Source organism: Psychrobacter sp. DD43, assembly GCF_904846555.1.
Classification (GTDB): domain Bacteria; phylum Pseudomonadota; class Gammaproteobacteria; order Pseudomonadales; family Moraxellaceae; genus Psychrobacter; species Psychrobacter cryohalolentis.
Genome location: NZ_CAJHBE010000004.1, coordinates 100,193 through 122,609, shown reverse-complemented (window position 1 = coordinate 122,609; position 22,417 = coordinate 100,193). Strand labels below are relative to the sequence as shown.

General features: G+C 42.1%; 17 protein-coding genes and 1 tRNA gene. 4 read left to right on the top strand and 14 right to left on the bottom strand.

The genetic code is table 11. The features are described from left to right. Nucleotides 1-44 precede the first annotated feature (44 nt). On the bottom strand, nucleotides 45-560 hold the full coding sequence (locus JMX89_RS03400; RefSeq protein ID WP_201532203.1) for a L,D-transpeptidase: 516 nt from the start codon (nucleotides 558-560) through the stop codon (nucleotides 45-47). 279 nt (nucleotides 561-839) lie between these two features. Here JMX89_RS03400 and JMX89_RS03395 point away from each other — a divergent pair, with 279 nt between their 5' ends. Then, complete coding sequence (locus JMX89_RS03395; RefSeq protein ID WP_201532202.1) at nucleotides 840-2,099, top strand: hypothetical protein; 1,260 nt, start codon at nucleotides 840-842, stop codon at nucleotides 2,097-2,099. Nucleotides 2,100-2,229: 130 nt separating this feature from the next. Here JMX89_RS03395 and JMX89_RS03390 read toward each other — a convergent pair whose 3' ends face one another. Continuing rightward, nucleotides 2,230-3,468, bottom strand: a complete 1,239-nt coding sequence (locus tag JMX89_RS03390; RefSeq protein ID WP_133105055.1) for an argininosuccinate synthase — start codon at nucleotides 3,466-3,468, stop codon at nucleotides 2,230-2,232. Nucleotides 3,469-3,821: 353 nt separating this feature from the next. Here JMX89_RS03390 and pyrC point away from each other — a divergent pair, with 353 nt between their 5' ends. From pyrC to JMX89_RS03375, 3 genes are all read left to right on the top strand, one after another. Continuing rightward, nucleotides 3,822-4,892: a dihydroorotase gene (gene pyrC / locus JMX89_RS03385; RefSeq protein ID WP_201532201.1), complete on the top strand. Its 1,071-nt coding sequence runs from the start codon at nucleotides 3,822-3,824 to the stop codon at nucleotides 4,890-4,892. A gap of 164 nt (nucleotides 4,893-5,056) precedes the next feature. After that, complete coding sequence (gene rnt / locus JMX89_RS03380; protein WP_020444050.1) at nucleotides 5,057-5,797, top strand: ribonuclease T; 741 nt, start codon at nucleotides 5,057-5,059, stop codon at nucleotides 5,795-5,797. A gap of 458 nt (nucleotides 5,798-6,255) precedes the next feature. Then, nucleotides 6,256-6,331: transfer RNA gene (locus JMX89_RS03375), tRNA-Glu, on the top strand. 253 nt (nucleotides 6,332-6,584) lie between these two features. Here JMX89_RS03375 and JMX89_RS03370 read toward each other — a convergent pair. From JMX89_RS03370 to JMX89_RS03315, 12 genes are all read right to left on the bottom strand, one after another. Then, nucleotides 6,585-7,208 (bottom strand): BLUF domain-containing protein, encoded by a 624-nt coding sequence (locus JMX89_RS03370; protein WP_041753194.1) that lies wholly within the window; start codon nucleotides 7,206-7,208, stop codon nucleotides 6,585-6,587. Nucleotides 7,209-7,690: 482 nt separating this feature from the next. Further along, nucleotides 7,691-8,533, bottom strand: a complete 843-nt coding sequence (locus JMX89_RS03365) for an IspD/TarI family cytidylyltransferase (RefSeq protein WP_181209810.1) — start codon at nucleotides 8,531-8,533, stop codon at nucleotides 7,691-7,693. Between the two features lie 133 nt (nucleotides 8,534-8,666). Next, nucleotides 8,667-8,975, bottom strand: coding sequence for an FtsB family cell division protein (locus JMX89_RS03360; RefSeq protein ID WP_020444053.1), 309 nt, complete (start codon nucleotides 8,973-8,975; stop codon nucleotides 8,667-8,669). A 91-nt stretch (nucleotides 8,976-9,066) separates the two neighbouring features. Further along, nucleotides 9,067-10,383, bottom strand: a complete 1,317-nt coding sequence (gene eno / locus JMX89_RS03355; RefSeq protein WP_181209809.1) for a phosphopyruvate hydratase — start codon at nucleotides 10,381-10,383, stop codon at nucleotides 9,067-9,069. 319 nt (nucleotides 10,384-10,702) lie between these two features. Beyond that, nucleotides 10,703-13,057 (bottom strand): heavy metal translocating P-type ATPase, encoded by a 2,355-nt coding sequence (locus JMX89_RS03350; protein ID WP_201550850.1) that lies wholly within the window; start codon nucleotides 13,055-13,057, stop codon nucleotides 10,703-10,705. A gap of 334 nt (nucleotides 13,058-13,391) precedes the next feature. Further along, nucleotides 13,392-13,616, bottom strand: a complete 225-nt coding sequence (locus JMX89_RS03345) for a heavy-metal-associated domain-containing protein (protein WP_020444055.1) — start codon at nucleotides 13,614-13,616, stop codon at nucleotides 13,392-13,394. A gap of 135 nt (nucleotides 13,617-13,751) precedes the next feature. Beyond that, complete coding sequence (locus JMX89_RS03340) at nucleotides 13,752-14,006, bottom strand: hypothetical protein (RefSeq protein ID WP_011514193.1); 255 nt, start codon at nucleotides 14,004-14,006, stop codon at nucleotides 13,752-13,754. A 27-nt stretch (nucleotides 14,007-14,033) separates the two neighbouring features. Next, nucleotides 14,034-14,909, bottom strand: a complete 876-nt coding sequence (gene kdsA, locus JMX89_RS03335) for a 3-deoxy-8-phosphooctulonate synthase (protein ID WP_201550848.1) — start codon at nucleotides 14,907-14,909, stop codon at nucleotides 14,034-14,036. A 147-nt stretch (nucleotides 14,910-15,056) separates the two neighbouring features. Continuing rightward, nucleotides 15,057-16,691: a CTP synthase gene (locus tag JMX89_RS03330; protein ID WP_201550846.1), complete on the bottom strand. Its 1,635-nt coding sequence runs from the start codon at nucleotides 16,689-16,691 to the stop codon at nucleotides 15,057-15,059. Nucleotides 16,692-16,921: 230 nt separating this feature from the next. Continuing rightward, nucleotides 16,922-18,058: a porin gene (locus tag JMX89_RS03325; protein WP_201550844.1), complete on the bottom strand. Its 1,137-nt coding sequence runs from the start codon at nucleotides 18,056-18,058 to the stop codon at nucleotides 16,922-16,924. Nucleotides 18,059-18,357: 299 nt separating this feature from the next. Next, nucleotides 18,358-19,467, bottom strand: coding sequence for a porin (locus JMX89_RS03320; RefSeq protein WP_201550842.1), 1,110 nt, complete (start codon nucleotides 19,465-19,467; stop codon nucleotides 18,358-18,360). Nucleotides 19,468-19,997: 530 nt separating this feature from the next. Next, nucleotides 19,998-22,202, bottom strand: a complete 2,205-nt coding sequence (locus JMX89_RS03315) for a malate synthase G (RefSeq protein ID WP_201550841.1) — start codon at nucleotides 22,200-22,202, stop codon at nucleotides 19,998-20,000. Nucleotides 22,203-22,417 lie beyond the last annotated feature (215 nt).

Genomic DNA, 22,417 nt, shown 5'->3' with positions numbered 1-22,417 from the left:
ATTTATAATCCATACATTACTACTACAGCTACTTAATACTACTTTTATTGGGCGATAATATTCACTGCTGTCCCTTCCTCAATCTGCTCAAACAATTCGATAATATCTTGATTGCGCATACGTACGCAGCCATGTGAGAGTGGCACGCTCATCGGCTCACTGTCTGGTGTACCATGAATATAGATATAACGCTGATAAGTATCGCAGCCACCTTGACTATTACTGCCTTTATTAAAGCCTTCCTCAATACCACTTAGCCAAAGAATGCGGCTTAGTATCCAATCGCGTTTAGGGTTCAATGCCCCAAGCTCAGCATTATATATTTCTCCCGTCGCTATACGTCCAATAAATACCGTATGACTTGGCGCATTGCCGCCTATTTTTTCTGCAATGATATGCTGACCAAGTGGTGTACAACCACTGTCTTGTTGACTGCCTATTCCATTTTTGGCTGTTGATATAGGATATTCAGCAATAACTTTTTGCCGCCTATAAACGGTCAAAGTTTGCTGAGCAATGCTAATCACTATCTGGGTCGTAAGATTTTCGTTATCTGTCATAGCAATTTTCCGGCAGTTATTTCGATTATGGTTGTTATAGTCGATTCAATTTAAAAACAATACAGTACTGCTGGGATAAATTTTGCGAAGCCTCTGGAGTGCAAAGCGCACAGCAAGCGAGAGAAATTTATCCCAGCATAATGCTATTCTGAACGTAACTTTTTTATATTGAACTCACCATAGCAGCATAAAAATGAGTGAGTCTTTCTATTATCAAGGGATTGTATCAAGACATTTGACACCGTAATATAGGGGCACACTTTTTGATGCTAGCAGATTATGACGACTATTTCACCGACACGGGTGTCGATGTATGATTTTCTATATCAAGATACCAAGCCATTGGTGTCATTATTAGCAGATGCAGCAGCGCTGTCATTGCCACAAGCGCGTTTGGCAATGGATGCCAGCTTGCAGGCGATTATCAGCGCCCTTCTCGCGTATCAGCAGCGCCATCAAGGACAAGCTCTAAGCAAAAAGCTATTTGGTCGCAGTGCCGTCAAAGAAATGCGCCAGTACAATTCTATGAATTTTGCCACTCTAAATACGACGTTGTACCATCGCCATGATGCCGCCGATGCGATATTCCATGATAATGCACGGGTGAGCAAAGCCAGTGAGTATATTGCAGCACAGATTGACGCGAAGGCGCCACAAGTACAAATCTTGCTTACTACCTTATGCGTCATTGTGCTACGTGAGCTTGCTATTTTGGTTGAGTATAGTCAACTTGATCATGATGAGGTGAATAAATGGTTCGCCTTACAGCCACAATTTTTGTCCAAAGCGCGTTTTGCTACCCCTGTCTCAAATTTAGCTGTTAACGAATCAGCTGATGATAGCGATGAGGCACAAACCACATTGTCGGCAGTAGAAGCGGTAAAAATAGAGTCAGTAGCTAGCGATGAGCGTTACTTATTAATCGCTGAGCAATTGACAGATAACCCGCCAGCTTTTGATCCTTACTGGTATGAGCTGACAGCATTCATACCCGAACAATTTGAGCCAGTAAAAGACGTGCAACTGGCAACTGGCAACTACTTAAAAGCCATTGGACGCTCAGCTGAAAACATTCAACAAGGTAAACACAATGACTTATTGATGTTTGCACCGATGACGGCTATTGGCTTGCCACATCAACGCTGGCTAGTACAACTGGCTAAAATATCAGAGATATATTTGCAGCGTAATCGATTACGCATTACTTCTGAACCTATCAACCCACCAAAGCCACCGTTGGTTAGCTCAGGATTGCTGAGCAGTAATAGCAACAATGATAATACACCAAGCACCCTTAGCGAAAAGCCGATTGAATACGAGGCATCAGTCCCCCTATGGAAAAATCCCGTCATTCTGCTGATTATTCTCGTGATTGGTGGGCTTGGAATATTGGCAACCATCAAATATCAAACGCAAAAATCTAACGGTGTCATACTTGCTACAGAGGAAGTGTTAGAAGAGCGACAGCAGCAAGATGTGGCTATCGTTATGGTGAACGAAGATACCACTGCTGATGATAAAAAATCAAAAGCTGAGTAAAACATAGCTATGTTTAAAATAGTATCGTAGAAATCGATCAGCAAAAAAAAGAGGCGCTATTTATATAGCACCTCTTTTTTGATCAGTCATTTAACAAAATGATTTAAAAAAAGCCTTTAGTCAAAAATACTTATTTTGACAAATCACGACCACGGCTGGCTTCAATTGCCAAACGTAGACCATTCAGACGAATAAAACCTTCTGCATCTTTTTGATCATACGCACCTGCATCATCTTCAAAAGTCGCAATTTTTTCATCAAATAACGAATCATCTGATTTACGACCAACCACGCTCACAGCACCTTTGTATAATTTGACACGTACCGTACCATTCACATATTCTTGTGACTTATCAATCAGCGCCTGTAGCATCATACGCTCAGGGCTGAACCAATAGCCGTTGTAGATAGTCTTAGCATAACGTGGCATTAGCTCATCTTTTAGATGCGCCGCTTCACGGTCAAGTGTCAATGACTCAATACCGCGATGCGCTTTTAACATAATGGTACCCGCTGGCGTCTCGTAGCAGCCGCGCGACTTCATACCGACGTAACGATTTTCAACGATATCCAAACGTCCGATACCATGCTTGCCGCCAATCTCATTAAGCTTAATCATTACTTCATATGGCTTAAGCACTTCACCATCGATGGCAACGATGTCGCCTTTTTCATACTCTAATTCCAGATATTGGGCTTCATCTGGTGCTTCTTCTGGGCTTACTGACCAGCGCCACATATCATCTTCTGCTTCAGCATACGGATCTTCTAAAATACCGCCTTCATAAGAGATATGTAATAAGTTGGCGTCCATTGAGTATGGGGATTTTTTCTTATTGCCCGCATAGTCGATGGCAATATTATGCTCTTTAGCATATTCCATCAAGCTTTCACGGCTCGATAGATCCCACTCACGCCAAGGCGCGATAGTCACGACGTCTGGAGATAAAGCGACAGCACCAAGCTCAAAGCGTACTTGGTCATTACCTTTCCCGGTTGCACCATGGCTGATCGCATCAGCATTATGTTCTTTAGCGATTTCAACCAAACGCTTAGCGATGAGTGGACGCGCGATAGAAGTACCAAGCAGATACTCACCTTCGTAGATGGCATTGGCACGGAACATTGGGAACACGTAATCACGAGCAAATTCTTCGCGCAAGTCTTCAATATGGATATGTTTGATACCCATGGCTTCAGCTTTGGCACGCGCAGGCTCAACTTCTTCACCTTGACCAATATCCGCAGTGAAAGTGATCACTTCTGCATCATAGGTTTCTTGTAGCCATCGAGCGATGATTGAGGTGTCAAGACCCCCTGAATATGCCAATACGATTTTATTAATAGTTTTTGGATCAAGCTGAGCCATGAAACACTCCTAGTATGAGGAATTTAATGATAGGTAAATCGACTATATCACGAGGAAGATAGATTGCTCGCTCAGTGTACATCATATTTACCATTGGCAAAAGTGGCACTGCCGTTAGGCATGAGGTTTTTGCCCAAGTTTAGTTGCCACTAAAGCAATAATTTTCTCGCCAATAATAGAGTGAACATGGGATCTTACTTCTACAGATGAATAAATTACCTACCATTTCTGTAGAGATATTATGTATAGATATTCAGCCACATATTTAGTCAGGTAAGCAAATCTGTTATGATAGCCGCACAGCAAGACTCCCTTTTACTCCCAGATATGACGATATAGAGCGCGACGATACTATGACTGATTCAATTAGAGAATTGACCATCCTACAACCCGATGATTGGCACATTCATTTGCGTGACGATAAGGCGCTAGCAACCACAGTCCCTCATGCGGCAGAGAGCTTTAATCGCGTTATCTGTATGCCAAACCTTGTACCACCAGTCAAAAACGTCGACGACGCGCAAGCATATCGCGCGCGTATTATGCAACATTTAGAAATCAGCAATCTGAGCGCTGAGCGTAAAGCATCATTTGACCCGCGCATGACCTTGTATCTCACCGATCATACTACCGCACAAGATATTGAACTGGCGGCAAAGTCTGGCATCGTACAAGCGGTCAAGCTCTATCCTGCTGGTGCTACCACTAACTCTGCTGATGGCGTTACCAATATCAATGCCTGTGTTGATGTATTTGAAGCGCTTGAAAAATATAATCTACCCCTACTGCTACATGGAGAAGTCACTCACGACCATGTTGATATTTTTGATCGTGAAAAGCGCTTTTTGGATGAAGTGATGGTACAAATCATCGCAAAGTTTCCAACCATGAAAATTGTGATGGAGCACATCACCACTAGTGATGCGGCTGATTTTGTCTTGTCACAAGGTAATCAAATTGCTGCCACTATTACGCCGCAGCATTTGATGTTTAACCGCAATCACCTATTGCTTGGTGGTATTAAGCCGCACTTCTATTGCTTGCCTATCTTAAAGCGCGAAAGCCATCAAAAAGTATTGCTTGATGTCGCTACCAGCGGCAACCCAAAATTCTTTTTAGGTACTGATTCTGCGCCTCATGCAACCGATAAAAAAGAAGCGGCTTGTGGCTGTGCTGGCTGCTATAGCGCGGCGACTGCACTACCTTTATATGCCACAGCGTTTGATAGTGTTGGTAAAATTGACAGATTAGAAGGGTTTACCAGTCGTTTTGGTGCACAATTTTACGGTTTGCCCGTTAACGAGAGCACTATTACGATTATCAATACGCCGATGCAAATACCAGCAAATTATCCTTACTTTGATGGTAGCTCATTGACTCCACTGATGGCAGGCGAGACATTACCTTGGTCGATCAAAGGATAATTTTGATACTTTTTAATTAAAACCCTTTTTTATAAAGTAAATTATCTGTATTTTATCCTATGATAGCAATGCTATCTTTTCATTGAAAAATAGTATGAGTGTCATAGGATGTTTATTTTTTATTAAACACAATAGCCCGACTGATAAAAGCGATTTAACCTGATATGACCATTAAAAAAGATACCGCTTTACCCAAAATAGATGTAGCCGTTCCTATAGATTCGACCACAGAAACGCTAGCACCCATGAAACTAAAAGAGCGTTTTCGGAAATTCCTACCAGTAGTAGTGGATGTTGAAACGGCAGGATTTAACGCGCAAACTGATGCCTTGTTAGAGATTGCCTGTATTCCTGTACTACTGAATGAGCAGGGTGTTTTTTATCCTGGTGAGGCATTTAATGCTCATATCGAACCTTTTGAAGGGGCAAATCTTGAGCCAAGTGCCCTCGCCTTTACCGGCATTGACCCTAACAATCCGCTGCGTAAAGCCATTGCTGAAGACGAAAAAACGGCGCTACGTCGTATTTTTAAAGGGTTAAAAGAAGTACGCCGTACTGAAGACTGCCGTCAATGTGTGTTAATCGGACATAATGCACATTTTGATTTGGCATTTTTAAATGCCGCGGTATTACGTACCAATAATAAGAGCCACAATCCTTTCCATAACTTCTCAGTCTTTGATACGGTGACTTTATCAGCACTTGCCTTTGGTCAAACGGTGCTAGCACGCGCCTGTAAAGCCGCAGGACTTGATTTTGATGGTAATGACGCTCATTCTGCACTCTATGACACGCAAAAAACCGCTGAGCTATTTTGTTATATCTTAAATAATTATCCTATGCTCGCTAATGCCATGCACAGCGAGCCTGAAATCACAGAAACTGCGACTGATAATAGCAAATAAATCAGTTATTACAGAGTACTTGTTGCTCGCTACCCATAATAGTGCTATTTGTAAGGTCTGCTAACTTTAACCTTGCAATTTAACAGGACGATTTAATCATTTTCGTACATCTTGCTCAAGCGATGATTAGATCTATAGATGGTTTAAGTTACCTATTGTGCTTTTAGCGTCTGTTATAGACGATCAAAGCTTATTATGAGGGACTTTATGATGGAACCACAGTTTAAATTATGGGCGACGATCATCGGCTATATGCTGCTTGCATTAACGATTAGTACTTGTACTTCGTTGTGGATTCGATATCATTTGAAGCGTAATGACCTGCATCCACGTCGCGCGCTTAAAAAAAGATATTTAATTTTAAAAAGACGTAGAAAAAGGCTTGACAGCAAGCGCAGACCCCATTAAAATACGCACCACTTCAGCATAAAGGTGAAAGCAGCTGAAGCGTTGTACTAGTCCCCATCGTCTAGAGGCCTAGGACACCGCCCTTTCACGGCGGTAACGGGGGTTCGAATCCCCCTGGGGACGCCACTATTTGGCGTCACTTATTAGCAAATACGCTTGTTAAGCGTTAGATAAGACTAATTAAGCGTACCACTAAAACCCTATCACAACATACTGTGATAGGGTTTTTTTATGTGTATTAGTTTCTGCTTTTCAGCATAAAATATATCTATTACGCCTTGTCCGTGCATCCTAACAACCACTTAACACCTGATTGTAAAAACAAAAAAAGCCAGCAATTTATGCTGACTTCATGAATACATATTACATATATAGATATTTAGAAAATCTTATCGGATAAAATCAGCCACAGTAGCGCTAACACAATCAATCCACCCAATATGGTTTGGATCAAGAAAAATGCTTGGTGCTGCCCTACTACTTTGCCTAACGTTAAACCTAGCGTGCTGTATTTTATCGGCTGAGAATCAGTATCACCGGTCACTTCTTGCGCTTCATAATAGCCTTGCAGAATATCTAAAAACTGCTGCCATTCGTTTGACTTCCAGCTATCAGGTCTAAAAGGCATAAAGGCTTTTAGCTTAGGCTCATTAACCATCCAGCGCTCAAGCGTAATAGAGCGTAATGACCATCCTTCAAAGCGGCGTTCATCAATCGCTGAAAAATCTAATATTTTTAAATCTTTGTGGCGATCGTCTATTAACAAGCGATTTTTAAGGTTGGTCAGTGCTTGCTCAGTACCTTCGACATATTGAAAAAAGTAACCGTTGCCGTAGCAAAGAATACCCGTAATATCATCAATTTTATTCAGCTTATTTGCAACTTCTGCGATATCGTTAAGCGTACTAGAGTTGGATAGACCAGTAGACGTAATATGGCTCAGATATACAAGCTGGCATAGATCTGGCATTACTGGATTTGTAGAATCAATCGTTGGTGACAATCAGCTTCTCCCTATAATTAGGTAAATGTAGCTAAGACAACCATACTCATTTTTAGAAAAAAACATAGAAGCAAGACGTTTCTAAATACAAATCGGCTTGGTATATTATTGATTTTATAAATATTTATATTAATTGTATTAAGTTGGTTACATCATAGGCTGTTTTAGTGATCAAAGCAATATATGTTTATGGCAAATAACAAGTTGTTAATATTGAACAATATTTAGGAAATATTCATATAAAAAATATCTACAGCTATAAAAAATAATATAGGAAAAATAAACGACCATTTAGTAAATATAAATAATAAAAATTTATGAATATAATTTCATGTCTCAAATTTAATACTAGCTATAAAGCTTGCGACATAAGCCTTACAGAGATAGATACAATGAATATTCGACATTTTTATGACAGAATAAAAAATCTATATAAAATTTATAAAGTTAAAAAATACAGAAAGCAGAGTGTGATAAGAATTTTATGAGCTAGAGACGAATTGAGCCTTGAGAATGGCTGTCAGTAAAATAATATCATCAGGATAAGTCAGTTTGATGTTTTGACGGCTGCCTGTTACCAATCGAATTGGCAGTTGTAAATGCTCAAAAGCACTGGCTTCGTCAGTAATAGCCAGATTATGCTCAGTGACATAGTTCAAGACTTGTTGCAATTGTCCAAGCCTAAATACTTGCGGTGTTTGTGCCTGCCACATATAGCTGCGATCAATGGTTTTTTGAGCATAAGTATGAAGCGTGTCATAACCGCTTTGACGATTAGCAATCTCCGGCTGAGTATTCAGTTGCTGAAGAGATAGTGGAGTTTCATATGCTGGCGTTGATAGTGTGTTAGATGCTATATAAGACTGTTTTAGGGTATCAGCAACCGGTGTCGCTAAAATAGCACCATAAGGCTCTAGCATCGCTGCTTGAATGACGGCATCAATATCATGCGTTGGCACTGCAGGACGAGCTGCATCATGGATCACAACCAAATCCGACTCATCTGCGCCCGCATTAATCATTGCCTCGACTCCTGCCTGCACCGATTGCCAACGTTCAGTACCGCCAATAGCATAATAGATAGGAAGCGCAAAGCTCAGTGTCTGGGCAGTTCTATCATCTTGAGCCACAACCAATAGACATTGATCAATATAATTACTCTCAGCCAGACGTGCCACACTATGCTGTAATAAGGTTTGACCTTGCAGTAAGGTATATTGTTTAGCAATAGACGCGCCAAAGCGACTACCGCGTCCAGCAGCAACGATCATGGCATGGATATTAGGAGTGGTATTCATAAGGCAGTACTCATGGGTTGATTCCATGAAAATAGGATAAGAGAAAAATGGGAATTAAGAGGTATAAAAATGAAAAAAAACTATTATTATCAATAATAGCTCATTGCAACGACTTTAGAATCAATACCGACTGTACGTCAAAATCAATAACGACTATGAATCAATAACGACTATGAGTAGTAGGCGCGGTTGATACTTGTACAAAAGTCTCATTTGGCTTAATCAAACCCAAATCCAAACGAGCATGCTCCTCTACCGCTTCGAGACCAGTCTTTAGATCATTAACATCGGTACGCAGTAAGTTATTTGCTGAGACTTGGTTGTCATTTAAGCGCTGCTGCTCATCCACTTCAGTCAGAAGCTTATTGTGCTCGACGCGACCATTTTCACCTAGCCAATACTGATATTGCAGTCCTGACAGCACGGCAACGGCTAACGCAAGTAGTATAAATTGGCTAAAGTATTTCATAATATAATAACGCCAAACGATATAAAGAGAATATAAACTTGCTGAGCGATATATTTATATATCGCCCAGCGTAAGCGACAATTTTGGCTTATTAACCACGTAATCCGATAAACTCTTCGCGACCACGATAGCTTGCACGTACTTGCTGCTCAATACGTAGTAGTTGATTGTATTTTGCAACGCGATCTGAGCGGCATAATGAGCCAGTTTTTATTTGACCAGCCGCAGTACCTACCGCTAAATCAGCAATGGTGCTGTCTTCCGTTTCGCCTGAACGATGCGAAATAACCGTCGCATAACCGTTTTTCTTCGCCAGATAAATCGCATCTAGCGTTTCTGATAAGGTGCCGATTTGATTAAACTTAATCAAAATCGCATTGGCAATTTTCTTATCAATCCCTTCTTGCAAGATAGCAGGGTTGGTGACAAACAAATCATCACCGACCAACTGTACCTTATCACCGATTTGCTCAGTTAGGTATTTCCAGCCATCCCAATCTGACTCATCAAGACCATCTTCGATAGAGATAATAGGATATTGACGCGCAAGACCCACTAAATAATCTGAGAACCCTTGGCTATCAAAAGATTTGTTGCCCTCGCCTGCCAAGACGTATTTGCCATTTTTATAGAACTCAGTAGCAGCACAATCTAAAGCTAAGTGAATATCTTTACCAGCTGTGTAGCCTACTTGCTCAATGGCTTGCATGATAACGGTAATAGCTTCTTCGTTGCTGCGAAGATTTGGCGCAAAGCCGCCTTCATCACCAACAGCAGTATTCAAGCCTTGCGACTTTAAAACAGACTTTAAGCTATGAAAGATTTCAGTACCAGCACGTAATGCTTCTGAGAAGCTGCTAAAACCAACCGGCTCAATCATAAACTCTTGAATATCGACGGTATTGTCCGCGTGCTCGCCACCATTAATGATATTCATCATCGGTACAGGCATCGTCAGCGACGTCTGGTTGCGCAGATCAGCGATATACTGATGTAATGGCAGACTCTGTGACTTAGCAGCCGCTTTAGCAACCGCAAGTGAAACCGCAAGTATGGCATTGGCACCAAGATTGTCTTTGTTTTCTGTACCGTCTAGCGCAATCATTGCATCATCAATGGCTTGCTGAGCAGTAACATCTTTGTCCATCAAAGCACTGCGGATTTGGCTATTGACGTTAGCTACCGCCTTTTTGACACCTTTACCCATATAGCGGCTTTGATCGCCATCACGTAGCTCAAGCGCCTCACGTGAGCCAGTCGATGCGCCGCTTGGAGCAGCAGCACGGCCAATAGTGCCATCAGCTAAAATCACATCAGCTTCAATCGTTGGGTTACCACGCGAGTCTAAAATCTCACGAGCGCGAATGTCTTTAATTGCGGTGACGTTGTTGGTTTCTTCAGCGTACATAATGTCTGTTAATTCCTTTGGTCATGCCAAGTTTATGAGATAAATAACGGCAACTAGAATACAAAAAAGATAAAGCAGAATATCGTATAGTAATGCGCAAAAAAAGCTTTAGTGATTAATACAATCGGCTCATTTTAAACGTAATCAAAGGTTTATTTCATCCCTTAACCATTAGCTATAGTGCTTGGTATCATAGCATAAATTTTGCCAAACTTCCCTTATCTTAAAGCAACAGACGGTCATAAAATCGCTAATCAATAGTTAAATGAGCCGCTATCAATTTATCTCAGTACCTATGATATCAAACGTCATATAACTCTTACGCTTTTGTTAGACGATCTGCTTTAGTGTGGGAGTCTGATACGGTATTATTGAGCTCAACCTTTGTCTTAAAACGCGTTAAACGCAGCGCATTCATCAACACTGAAATCGAGCTAAGTGCCATAGCAGCAGCGGCAATCATAGGATTCAAAAAGCCAAAAGCAGCGAGCGGAATACCAAGGCAATTATAGATAAAGGCAAAAAACAAATTTTGTTTGATATTACGCAGCGTGGCATTCGCAATTTTTTGCGCTGCGTCGATATGCATCAGCGACTCACCCATCAAGCGCGCAGAGGCACTATGTTGGGCGACATCCGTGCCTTCAAACATGGCAAAGCTGGCATCAGCAGTTGCCATCGCTGGTGCATCATTGACCCCATCTCCTGCCATAGCGACTTTATGACCCGCTGTTTGCAGTAGAGCAATTTGGCTGGCCTTATCACGTGGACTCATCTTGCCATACGCTTTTTCGATCCCAAGCTGTCCGGCAACGTGATCGACGACGGATTGTTTATCACCGCTCATCAAAATGACATTAATACCCGCATCTTGTAGCGCAGTAATCGCTTGCGGCGTATCTGATTTTAAGTCATCTGCTAATGCAAATGCGCCTAGTGCTTCATCGTTAATACTAATCGCAACAGTACTGGCAATTTGCCATACCTTTGGCATCAGTTTAGGCAATACAAGATTGGCAAACTCTGCTGTGCCAACCTTTACCACACCTAAGCTTTCAATATTTGCCTGTATACCTGCGCCTTTGATAACGCTGATATCAGACACATCGAATAAGGATAAACCACGTGCTGTCGCTGCATTGACCAAAGCAGTTGCAAGCGGATGACTGGCATGTACTTCAATACTTGCGGCAATCTGTAGTACATCATCAACCGCTATTGATTTATCAACCATAACTTCATCGACGATGGTCGGTTTGCCAATGGTTAAGGTACCCGTCTTATCGAGCACTACTGTATCGATATTGCCTGCCGCTTCTAGGCTTTGCGCATCTTTAAACCAAACACCGTGACGCGCAGCCACGCCCATACCTGCCATGATTGCGGCTGGTGTCGCCAAACCAAGCGCACATGGACAAGCAATGACCAATACAGATACTGCGTGCATCAAAGCCGTATCGAGCATACCGGTTAGCCACCACGTCACACCAAAGGTAACCAGTGCAATTACTACCACAACGGGCACAAAGACCGCAGTGACTCTATCAGCAAGGCGTGCCAAATTGGCTTTTGAGCCTTGGGCATCGCTGAGGGCTTGTACCATATCACCAAGTTTAGTATCGCTACCCTTGGCATTGACGCGATATAACAAGCTACCGTTTTCGACCAAGGCACCCGCTAATAATCCATCGCCTACTTCTTTCTTAAGCGGTACTGACTCACCGGTTAAATGACTTTCGACACACCAGCCAGCACCATCGATGACCGTCCCATCGGTTGCAACGCGGCTACCTTGTTTGGCACGCAAGATATCACCTACTTGTACCTCTTTGAGAGCGATATTTTTAAACTCACCATTTGGCTGCTGTTGCTCAACTTCGTCTGGTGTCAGCGATAATAGTAAATCAATACTATTCAGACTGTGCTTTTTAGTGCGCTCTTCAAGATATTTACCGGTGCGCACAAAAGCAATGACCATCACGCCTGCTTCAAAATATACCGCAGGACTGCCACTCGCACCATGACCACCAGTATGCCCACTTTGCAACAGACTATTTAAGCTACCATCACCATGGGTCAGCCACAGATACGTTGAATATGCCCAAATGGTTACCGTACCGATGACGACCAGTACGTCCATATTGGCAAGACCGCCTCTAATAGACGCCCAAGCACTTTTATAAAACGGCAATGCAAATCCAAACTGTACAATGGTCGCTAATATGAATTGCATCCAAATCGGCGGCATCCATGCCATACCCTGCCCAAAGAGCATGCCAGCCATACCAACTAAAAACGGCACCAAACAGACCCATAGTCCAATCAAACGCCATGGATACTGAGTGCTCGCATCGTCATCTTTTTGAGCAAACAAGCTATCAGCCGCCTGTAAATTGGCGACAAAACCCGTTTTGTTGACCCATTCCGTCACCTGCTCTGCCGTCGTCTGTGTCGGATCATAATCCACATTGGCGGTCTCGCCTGCGAAGTTCACGCTGACCTCATAGACTGATGGCTTTTTATTCAAAACCTTTTCAATCCGTGATGCACAGGCCTGACACGTCATACCCTCTATCGCCAGCTGCAAGTGCGCACGCTGCGGCGTAAGCGGGGTATTAGACTGAATATCAGTCTCAACATCGTAAGAATTATGGGTATTGGTAGAATTATTCATAAATAAAACTCGTTATGGCGTTTATAAATTTGTATGAGCTATAAAAATCTATCAGTGGAGGAATAAAAATCCAAATCAAACAAGCAGTACATTCTAAAGATTAATATCATATTGTTTTTCAGAGCATCTAAATAGTAGTCATCTTAGTGTATCAACCTATATATTAAATGGTCATGATTAGCGCCAATTCAACTATTTCAGCCGACCAATTATTTCAGATTAAAAGGACATATTGCAGAAATAAGAGAGCTGAGAACACTACTCTGATAGCCATAGTTTTTCACCATTAAAAAACCAGCCACAATAGCTGGTTTGTTTATAACAAAGCATAAAATTAAGCGTTGGTAACAGTGGCATCAAAGCCTGCGTCATCAATAGCAGCAGCAATCGTCTCTGCACTGGTTTTGCTATCATCAAAGGTGACTGTCGCTTGATTGTCTGCAAGCTCGATACTGATGTCATCTAAACCATCGATATCAGCGGTGGCGTTATGGACGCTTGCCACACAGCCACCACAAGTCATGCCATCAATTTTAATGATACGGGTTTGGTTTGCCATGAGAGGCTCCTTATTTTTATCTGTGAATAAATGGTTTGTATACTTTAACGGTATAAGACTTTATTAAAATAGCCAAGACCAGCATAAGAGCTATTGGCGTTGACCACAAGTCAGTTTGGTTATACTTTTATAAATCTAATCATGATAACGTGGATTTTGCGGGGCATCGATAGGAAATGGCTGAGTGACATAATCGACCATACTAATCGCAGCAGTAAAGGCATGGATACTGGTTTTGGTATCATCATAACGCACCAACGCCATATGACTGTTAGCATCTAACTCAATAGCGGTGACGCCCGTTATATTCTTTAAAGCGGTCATGACGCTATCTAAACCTTCTGAATCATTGATGTTTTCAATGCTTACTTGTGCCACTTTAATCGCCACTGTTTTATCCTCACATTACTTATGATATTAATGAGTATCCAAAGTCTCAAAGCCTTTGACCAACTCATCAATCTGCTTAAGCTGACGCAAAAACGGCTCTAACTGACTGGTTCGCAACGCACACGGTCCATCGCATTTTGCCACTTCTGGGTTTGGATGCGCCTCTAAAAACAAACCTGCCAAACCTGTCGCCATACCTGCACGAGCAAGGGTGGTGATTTGCTCACGGCGACCGCCAGCACTGTCACTACGCGCTCCCGGCTGCTGCAAACTGTGCGTCACATCAAAAAACACGGGGATATTCATCTGCTTCATGGTATCAAAACCCAGCATATCGACGACCAAATTGTTATAGCCAAAGGCACTACCGCGCTCACACAAAATCAGCTTATCGTTACCGCCCTCAAGGCATTTATTGACGATATGACGCATCTCGTGCGGTGCTAAGAACTGCGCCTTTTTGATATTAATAATCGCATCAGTTTTTGCCATCGCGTGCACCAAGTCAGTCTGACGCGATAAAAACGCTGGTAGCTGGATAATATCAGCGACTTGTGCAACGGGTGCCGCTTGATGAGGTTCGTGGACATCCGTAATAATAGGTACTTGGAATTTTTCTTTGATTTGCCCAAGCCAATCGATACCCTTCTCTAGCCCTGGACCACGATACGAGGTCAGACTTGAGCGATTGGCTTTATCAAAACTGGCTTTAAACACGTAGCCAATCTGCAGGCGCTGACAGATATCGACATACTGCTCGGCGATCTCAAATGCCATCTCTTTGGACTCTAAGACATTCATACCACCAAATAAGACAAATGGCTGATCATTACCGATATTGATGCTTTTATTATTGGGTGTATTAAGCTGAATATGCGACTGCGCGGTTAGTAGATTTTCCATTGAGTGGGTATCCTCTTTATTGTTATCTATTATTGTAACCGATAGACTGATTAAAAAAAGAGCATAAGCGTAATAATAAATCAGCCATAAAAAAAGACCCATCCGAAGACCAGTCTTTTTGTGTCAAAAACAATTATAAATTAACGATTATTTCGCTTCACTGTAATTCTTCGCCGCTTTTACAAAGCTATTGAACAATGGGTGACCGCCGCGTGGCGAGCTGGTAAATTCAGGATGGAACTGTACCGCAACAAACCATGGATGATCGGCAATTTCAACCGACTCAACCAAATGCTGCTTAGCAGAATAGCCTGATACCAACATACCTGCCTGCTCTAGTGGCTCAATATAGCGGTTATTCATCTCATAGCGATGGCGATGGCGCTCAGTGATATTAGTAGCACCGTAGATTTGTGCAAGCTTACTGCCAGCGACCAGCTCAGCTTGCTGCGCGCCTAGACGCATGGTACCGCCAAGGTCTGAATCATCACTACGAATCTGCAATTCACCGCGCTCATCTAACCATTCGGTAATTAAGCCAATGATAGGCTCGGCTGTTTTGCGATCAAACTCAGAAGAGTTGGCATTGATATGTAGCACGTTACGCGCGTATTCAATCACTGCCAGCTGCATACCCAAGCAGATGCCTAAATACGGCACGTTGTTCTCGCGAGCATAGGTAATGGCTTTGATTTTACCCATCGTGCCACGCTCACCAAAGCCGCCTGGCACTAAGATGGCATCAGCATTATGTATCTGCGCCAACAAGCTGTCATCTTCTTCTAAACGTTCGGCATCGACATAATCAATTTTAACATCGGCTTTATGTGTGATACCGGCATGTAACAAGGCTTCATTGATTGATTTATAAGCATCTGGTAATTCAACATATTTACCAACCATGGCTACTGTTACCGTCGATTCAGGATTCAGCTGCGCTTCAACGACTTTGTCCCAGTCGCTCAAATCTGCTTCTGGTAAATCAAGACCAAAACGCTCGCAGATTAAATCATCAAGATCTTGCTCATGTAAGGTACGCGGAATCTGGTAAATACTTTGCGCATCTTCACACATAATGACCGCACGCTCTTCAACGTTGGTAAACAGTGCAATCTTGCGGCGATTGTCTTGTGAGATATGATGATCAGAGCGGCAAATCAAGATATCAGGCTGCAAACCGATAGAACGCAGCTCTTTGACTGAATGCTGAGTGGGCTTGGTTTTGGTTTCGCCTGCACTGGCAATATAAGGCACCAATGTCAGATGCATGAGCATGGCGCGATTGCGTCCTAGCTCGACTTGCATTTGACGTACTGCTTCCATAAAGGGTAGCGACTCGATATCACCTACGGTACCGCCAATCTCGATGATAGCAACATCATACCCTTCGCCACTGGCAAGAATTTTACTCTTAATCTCATCAGTGATATGCGGAATCACCTGCACCGTACCACCGAGATATTCACCACGGCGCTCTTTATTCAAGACGTTTTGATAAATGCGACCGCTGGTAAAGTTATTGCTTTTGCTCATCTTTGAATGGCGTAAAAAACGCTCATAATAGCCCAAGTCCAAATCCGTCTCAGCGCCGTCTTCGGTGACGAACACTTCGCCATGTTGAAATGGGCTCATCGTACCTGGATCGACGTTGATATACGGATCCATTTTGGTCATCGTCACGCTCACGCCGCGTGCTTCTAAGACGGCGGCAAGAGAGGCTGCGGTAATACCTTTTCCTAGTGAGGACACTACCCCACCGGTCACAAATATAAACTTGGTCATAGTACTCTGTCGGTAATTGGTAAAGAAGGATTTTACTAAAAATACGCCACAAAATATAGGGCAAAAGCGCAAACTCTTTAAAACACTCAGTTTTTAACGCTTAATTGTCATAAGTGCGTAATCATCGTAAATACGTAGCTATTATAACCCACTGCGGCTTTAAAAAGGTCACAACAAAAAAACTCACCCCGAAGGATGAGTTTTTTATAATACGTTTTCTAATGTTTAGATTAGAATTTGTATTCTAGACCAGCACCGACCACGAAGACGCTAGCATCACCACGCGCTCTGACAAGAATATCTTTATCACCGTCATCTTGACCAGCAATGAAAAGATCATTTTTTAAGTCTGCAGTGTTATTACCGACATAAGCATGTGCAATTATATTCTTTCTAAAGCTATATTTACCGCCTACGACGATTTGATCTGAATTATTTTCATTAATGCCTCTTAAGTTATCCGTTTTATTGTACTGTGCATATATTGAGGCTGGACGAGCGAGGTTACTTAGACCCATCTCAGCACTTAATATCAATCCTTTTTCAGTTTCATTAGTATCATCAAAATCAGCTTGTTGGTATAGAGCGCCCACTTTTACTGGATAAGCAACATAATTACTTAGATCGACAGTAGCCGTCCCACGGATCATATCGCCGCCCGTATTAGTACTACTGGGATTTTTAGTAGCCAGATCACTCTGATAAGCAACACCAGCCGTAAAGCCATTGCCTGGATTAAATAGTAATGAGGCACCATAGCCGCTGTCACGACTATTATCGTCAGATATAAAGTCTTCATCAGCACCATACTGCAACGCAAGCTCTAATGGTAACTCATTGTATTTAGGCGCTTTCCAGACGATAGAGTTATTAACTCGGTAACCATCAGCTAAGGTTAAAGCATTGGCTAGTGTATTTTTGCTTAAACTACTAGCACCCACATTGTCCCAGTAACCTTCATTGACCGTGACATTATCGATATAATCAACGACTGAGTAGTTACGACCAAAGCGGAATTCGCCAAGGTCTTTATTCTTTAGACCCAGATAAGTATCACGGCTTTTAAAACCGATGTTACTGCTGCCACTATCATCAACATTGATTCCATACTCTAATTGGTAGATCACATCAGTATTGGCAGTCATGGCTTCAGAACCTTTGAAACCAATACGTGAAGATTTTGATGCGATTTCTACTGAACTGTTGTCTTCATTAATGCTTATACTACTATCGTCCATAGCTTCTCGTTCGAATGAAGCATTGACATAGTTGGCGGTAACAAATGCTTTGCCATAAACAGTCGGTGCCGCTTGAGCTGTAGATACTAATAGCATTGCGACTGATGAGGCTAAAAATAGTTTTTTCAAAAGACATCTCCACTTTACAATTTTTTTGATAAATTGGCTAAGATTGGCCGATATATATAATAGCAGGGTGACTACCCTATAGAACATTTATATATATGAGCTAGAAGCATTACTTAGACACAACTTTACCAACCAAATATTACAGTAAGGTGAAAAAACCAAAATTTACACAAATGTTATTATTAATTTTACGGATTCTGTTATTTAAGACACGCTGTTGTTCAAGACACAGTATTGATTACAAAACAAAAAAACCCACCCCGAAGGATGAGTTTTTTATTTAGATTCTAATGGTTAGATTAGAATATATACTCTAGACCGCCACCGATAGCGAGTACATCAATATCACCACGTAAGTCGATTTTCTTAACATTGCCGTCTTCGTCTCTCGAACCAAAACGACCATTGTTTAATTCCGCTGAATTTAGACCAGCATAGGCATGAGCGATCATATTATTTTTAAACGCATATTTGCCACCTACAACGACTTGATTTGAGTCATTATTCTCAAGACCACTGATATTGTCGGTTTTGTCATACTGAATATAAACAGAGGCTGGACGGGCAAAATTCGAAAGACCCATTTCAGCACTCACCACTAAACCGTCCTCTGTTGCAGTAGTAGTACCGGCATAGTCAGCTTCTTGATATAGAACGCCTAACTTTACAGGAGCTGCGATATATTTACCTAAATCGACGCTAGCACTGCCACGGATAATATCACCACTAACACTCATGTCTTGCTCATAAGCAATACCAGCGGTAATGCCTGTACCTGGATCAAACATCAATGAGGCACCATAGCCTGCGTCACGATCACTCTCAGATATAAAGTCTTCATCAGCACCATACATCAGCGCAAGCGCTAATGGTAGGTCATTGTATTTAGGCGCTTTCCAAACGATTGAATTATTGATACGGTTACCAACGGTCGGGGTCAAAATATTAGCAAAGCTGTCGTTGTTGTTCAGAGTACTAGAGCCAAGATTATCCCAATAACCTTCATTAACTGATACGTTATTGATATAGTCAATGACTGTGTAGTTACGACCAAAGCGGAATTCACCGAAGTCTTTATTTTTTAAACCTAAATAAGTATCACGACTTTTGAAGCCAATGTTATCGCTACCACTATCATCAACTTGAACGCCGTACTCTAATTGGTAAATTACGTCAGTGTTGGCCGTTATCGCTTCAGAGCCTCTGAAGCCTAAACGTGAAAGCTTAGAATTAACTTGTAATGAACCGTTGTCTTCATTAATTCTGTTATTATTAACCATATTCTGACCATCAATTTCAGCATTAACGTAATCAGTAGTAACGAATACTTTACCATAAACGGTAGGTGCTGCCTGTGCTGCAGATACAGATAGGGCGGCGATTGCTGTCGCTAAAAGTAGTTTTTTCATGGGGTATCTCCACTTTACAATTGTAGTAATGAGCAAGCTATTATTAGCTGGCGCCCATAATGGTATCGTCACAAATCCTCAAAGATATAATGTGTAACTGGCTACCGAGATTAGTCAGAAACAAGTGTGGCGAAGTTCTATTACAGTAACAGTAAGATAAAAAACCATGACTCACATGACTGGGATTAAACAACGTAACTGCCATGTAAACTTAAGTCTTATGCGTCCTACTGCGTAACATCCGTTACCAAACTCATACTTCGAGTATAAGCATAACAACTTTGACATAATTTGCAACATATTTTTAAGTCTTTGATGACGAAAAATCCTTAAACCCATATTTAATCTAAGGTTTAATGATTATTTAGATAAAAACAAAAAAATACCCCTACTTGCCATTGGCAAATAGGGGTAACTTTTATAAATAAAGTAGAAATACATTGCTTTAAATATGCTTGAGTAATACTAAGTATTGAAGGACTACTTAACCATGGATAAGTAGCCCTAAAATGGCTTTTATAAATAAGGAATTAGCAATGCGTATTGGCTTTTAAGTCTAAACGCGCTTGATGCAATAATGGCTCAGTGTAGCCGCTTGGCTGCTCACGACCTTTAAAGACCAAATCGCAGGCAGCTTTAAAGGCGTAAGAATTATCAAAGTTATTGGCCATTGGCTGATAGCCATTATCGCCCGCATTTTGCTCATCGACGATCTTCGCCATACGCTTCATGGTATCCATGACTTGCTCTTCGCTTACCACGCCGTGATGCAACCAGTTAGCGATATGCTGACTTGAGATACGCAAGGTTGCACGGTCTTCCATTAGACCTACATCATTGATATCTGGTACTTTAGAACAGCCAACGCCTTGGTTTACCCAGCGTACGACATAACCTAGGATACCTTGAGCGTTATTATCAAGCTCTTGCTGCTTTTCTTCTTCTGTCCAGTTGCTATCTTTAGCCAATGGAATGGTCAAGATATCATCTAAGCTGGCACGCTCACGGGATTTTAAGCTGTCTTGCACGTCGGCAACATTGACCTCATGGTAATGCATGCTATGCAAAGTAGCGCCCGTTGGTGATGGTACCCAAGCTGTGCTAGCGCCTGCTTGTGGGTGCGCTATTTTGCTTTCCATCATCTCTTGCATTTCATCAGGTTTTGCCCACATGCCTTTACCAATCTGCGCGTGACCTTGTAAGCCTACTTCAAGACCGATATCGACGTTCCATTGCTCATAAGCAGGCAGCCACGTTTGCGACTTCATATCGCCTTTGCGGACAAATGGACCTGCATTCATACTGGTGTGCATCTCATCACCTGTGCGATCTAAGAAGCCAGTATTGATGAAAATAACACGCTCTTTTGCTTGGCGAATGGCTTCTTTTAAGTTGACCGTCATACGGCGTTCTTCATCCATAATGCCGATCTTTATCGTATAACGCTCTAAGCCCAGTAGGTCTTCTGAGGCGTTAAATAAGTCATTCGCCATCTTCACCTCATCAGGACCATGCATTTTTGGTTTCACAATATACATTGAACCTTTACGTGAGTTTGATAGCTCGGTTTTACCCTTTAAATCATTCAATGATAATAAAGGCGTAATCAAACCATCCATTAAACCTTCGAAAACTTCTTCTTGACCATTGCCTAAATCTACCAAAATCGATGGATTTTGCATGAGATGGCCGACGTTACGTAGCAATAAAAGCGAGCGACCTGGCAAGGTCAGCGTATCACCCTCTGGCGTAGTATATTCGCGATCAGGATTCTGTTTACGCGTACGGGTCTTGCCGCCTTTCTCAAAGGTTTCTTGCAAATCGCCATTCATCAAGCCAAACCAATTGCGATACGCTTCAACCTTCTCTTCTGCATCAACAGCAGCGATGGAGTCTTCACAATCTTGAATCGCAGTCAGCGCCGACTCTAATAACACGTCTTTGATATGTGCAGGATCATCTTTGCCAATGGGATGATTGCCATCAATTTGAATCTCAGCATGCAAGTTATTGTTCTTTAGTAACACAGCGCTAGGACTATCAGCGTCGCCTACGAAACCTGCAAACTGTCCGGCATCTTTTAGTTGCGCGCTGCTATCGCCTTGCGCAATTTCAAGCTTACCATCAACGACTCTAAAACCTGTTACATCGCTATAAGAGTCTGATGCTAAGGCAAAGTTTTCATCTAGGAATTTTTTGGCATAAGCGACGACGGCTGCGCCACGTGTTGGATTGTAGCCACCTTTTGCTTCTTGACCATTTTCATCACTGATAACATTGGTGCCATATAAAGCATCATATAAGCTGCCCCAACGCGCATTATTGGCGTTCAACGCATAGCGGGCATTACGTACTGGTACTACCAGCTGCGGTCCTGCAATACGGGCAATCTCATCATCGACGTTTTCTGTGCTGACACTGAACGCTTCGCCTTCTGGCAACAGGTAGCCAATTTCTTGTAAAAATGCTTTGTACGCTGGATAATCAATATCGCCATTTTTGGTAGGATGTTGCAGGTGCCATTGGTCAATCTGTCCTTGAATCTTAGCACGCGTTGCAAGCAGTGCTTTATTACGTGGCGTAAACTCTTTGATGACCTTTTCGAAACCTGACCAGTAACCGTCTGAATCAATACCGACTTTCGGCAGCACTTCATTTTCGATAAAATCGAACAGCTGCTGATCAATGGCAAGAATGCCTTTTTGAACGCGATTGGCATTAGAAGACTGGCTCATACTGTTATCCTTATCTGTTTGTTAGATTTGTTGATACTGGGCTGCTCAAACATACCTCGTCCATGTACACAGTCATGCAAAAGGGCGCATAAAGCAGGGTTGTAAAGTAATAAATAAGCTACAAGCCAAGTAAATTTACTGCTGCGTTACCTCGGCTGTCATTATTTGAGCGGTGTTTAACGTTGTATTATCTAGATAGGTTTTACATAAAGATA

Excerpts from the sequence above, each read along its gene's own strand:
- JMX89_RS03390 (WP_133105055.1), bottom strand. The coding sequence starts at position 3,468 with ATGGCTCAGCTTGATCCAAAAACTATTAATAAAATCGTATTGGCATAT.
- JMX89_RS03400 (WP_201532203.1), bottom strand. The coding sequence starts at position 560 with ATGACAGATAACGAAAATCTTACGACCCAGATAGTGATTAGCATTGCT.
- rnt (WP_020444050.1), top strand. The coding sequence starts at position 5,057 with ATGACCATTAAAAAAGATACCGCTTTACCCAAAATAGATGTAGCCGTT.
- kdsA (WP_201550848.1), bottom strand. The coding sequence starts at position 14,909 with ATGGAAAATCTACTAACCGCGCAGTCGCATATTCAGCTTAATACACCC.
- JMX89_RS03315 (WP_201550841.1), bottom strand. The coding sequence starts at position 22,202 with ATGAGCCAGTCTTCTAATGCCAATCGCGTTCAAAAAGGCATTCTTGCC.
- eno (WP_181209809.1), bottom strand. The coding sequence starts at position 10,383 with ATGTACGCTGAAGAAACCAACAACGTCACCGCAATTAAAGACATTCGC.
- JMX89_RS03330 (WP_201550846.1), bottom strand. The coding sequence starts at position 16,691 with ATGACCAAGTTTATATTTGTGACCGGTGGGGTAGTGTCCTCACTAGGA.
- pyrC (WP_201532201.1), top strand. The coding sequence starts at position 3,822 with ATGACTGATTCAATTAGAGAATTGACCATCCTACAACCCGATGATTGG.
- JMX89_RS03365 (WP_181209810.1), bottom strand. The coding sequence starts at position 8,533 with ATGGAATCAACCCATGAGTACTGCCTTATGAATACCACTCCTAATATC.
- JMX89_RS03360 (WP_020444053.1), bottom strand. The coding sequence starts at position 8,975 with ATGAAATACTTTAGCCAATTTATACTACTTGCGTTAGCCGTTGCCGTG.
- JMX89_RS03395 (WP_201532202.1), top strand. The coding sequence starts at position 840 with ATGACGACTATTTCACCGACACGGGTGTCGATGTATGATTTTCTATAT.
- JMX89_RS03345 (WP_020444055.1), bottom strand. The coding sequence starts at position 13,616 with ATGGCAAACCAAACCCGTATCATTAAAATTGATGGCATGACTTGTGGT.
- JMX89_RS03350 (WP_201550850.1), bottom strand. The coding sequence starts at position 13,057 with ATGAATAATTCTACCAATACCCATAATTCTTACGATGTTGAGACTGAT.
- JMX89_RS03320 (WP_201550842.1), bottom strand. The coding sequence starts at position 19,467 with ATGAAAAAACTACTTTTAGCGACAGCAATCGCCGCCCTATCTGTATCT.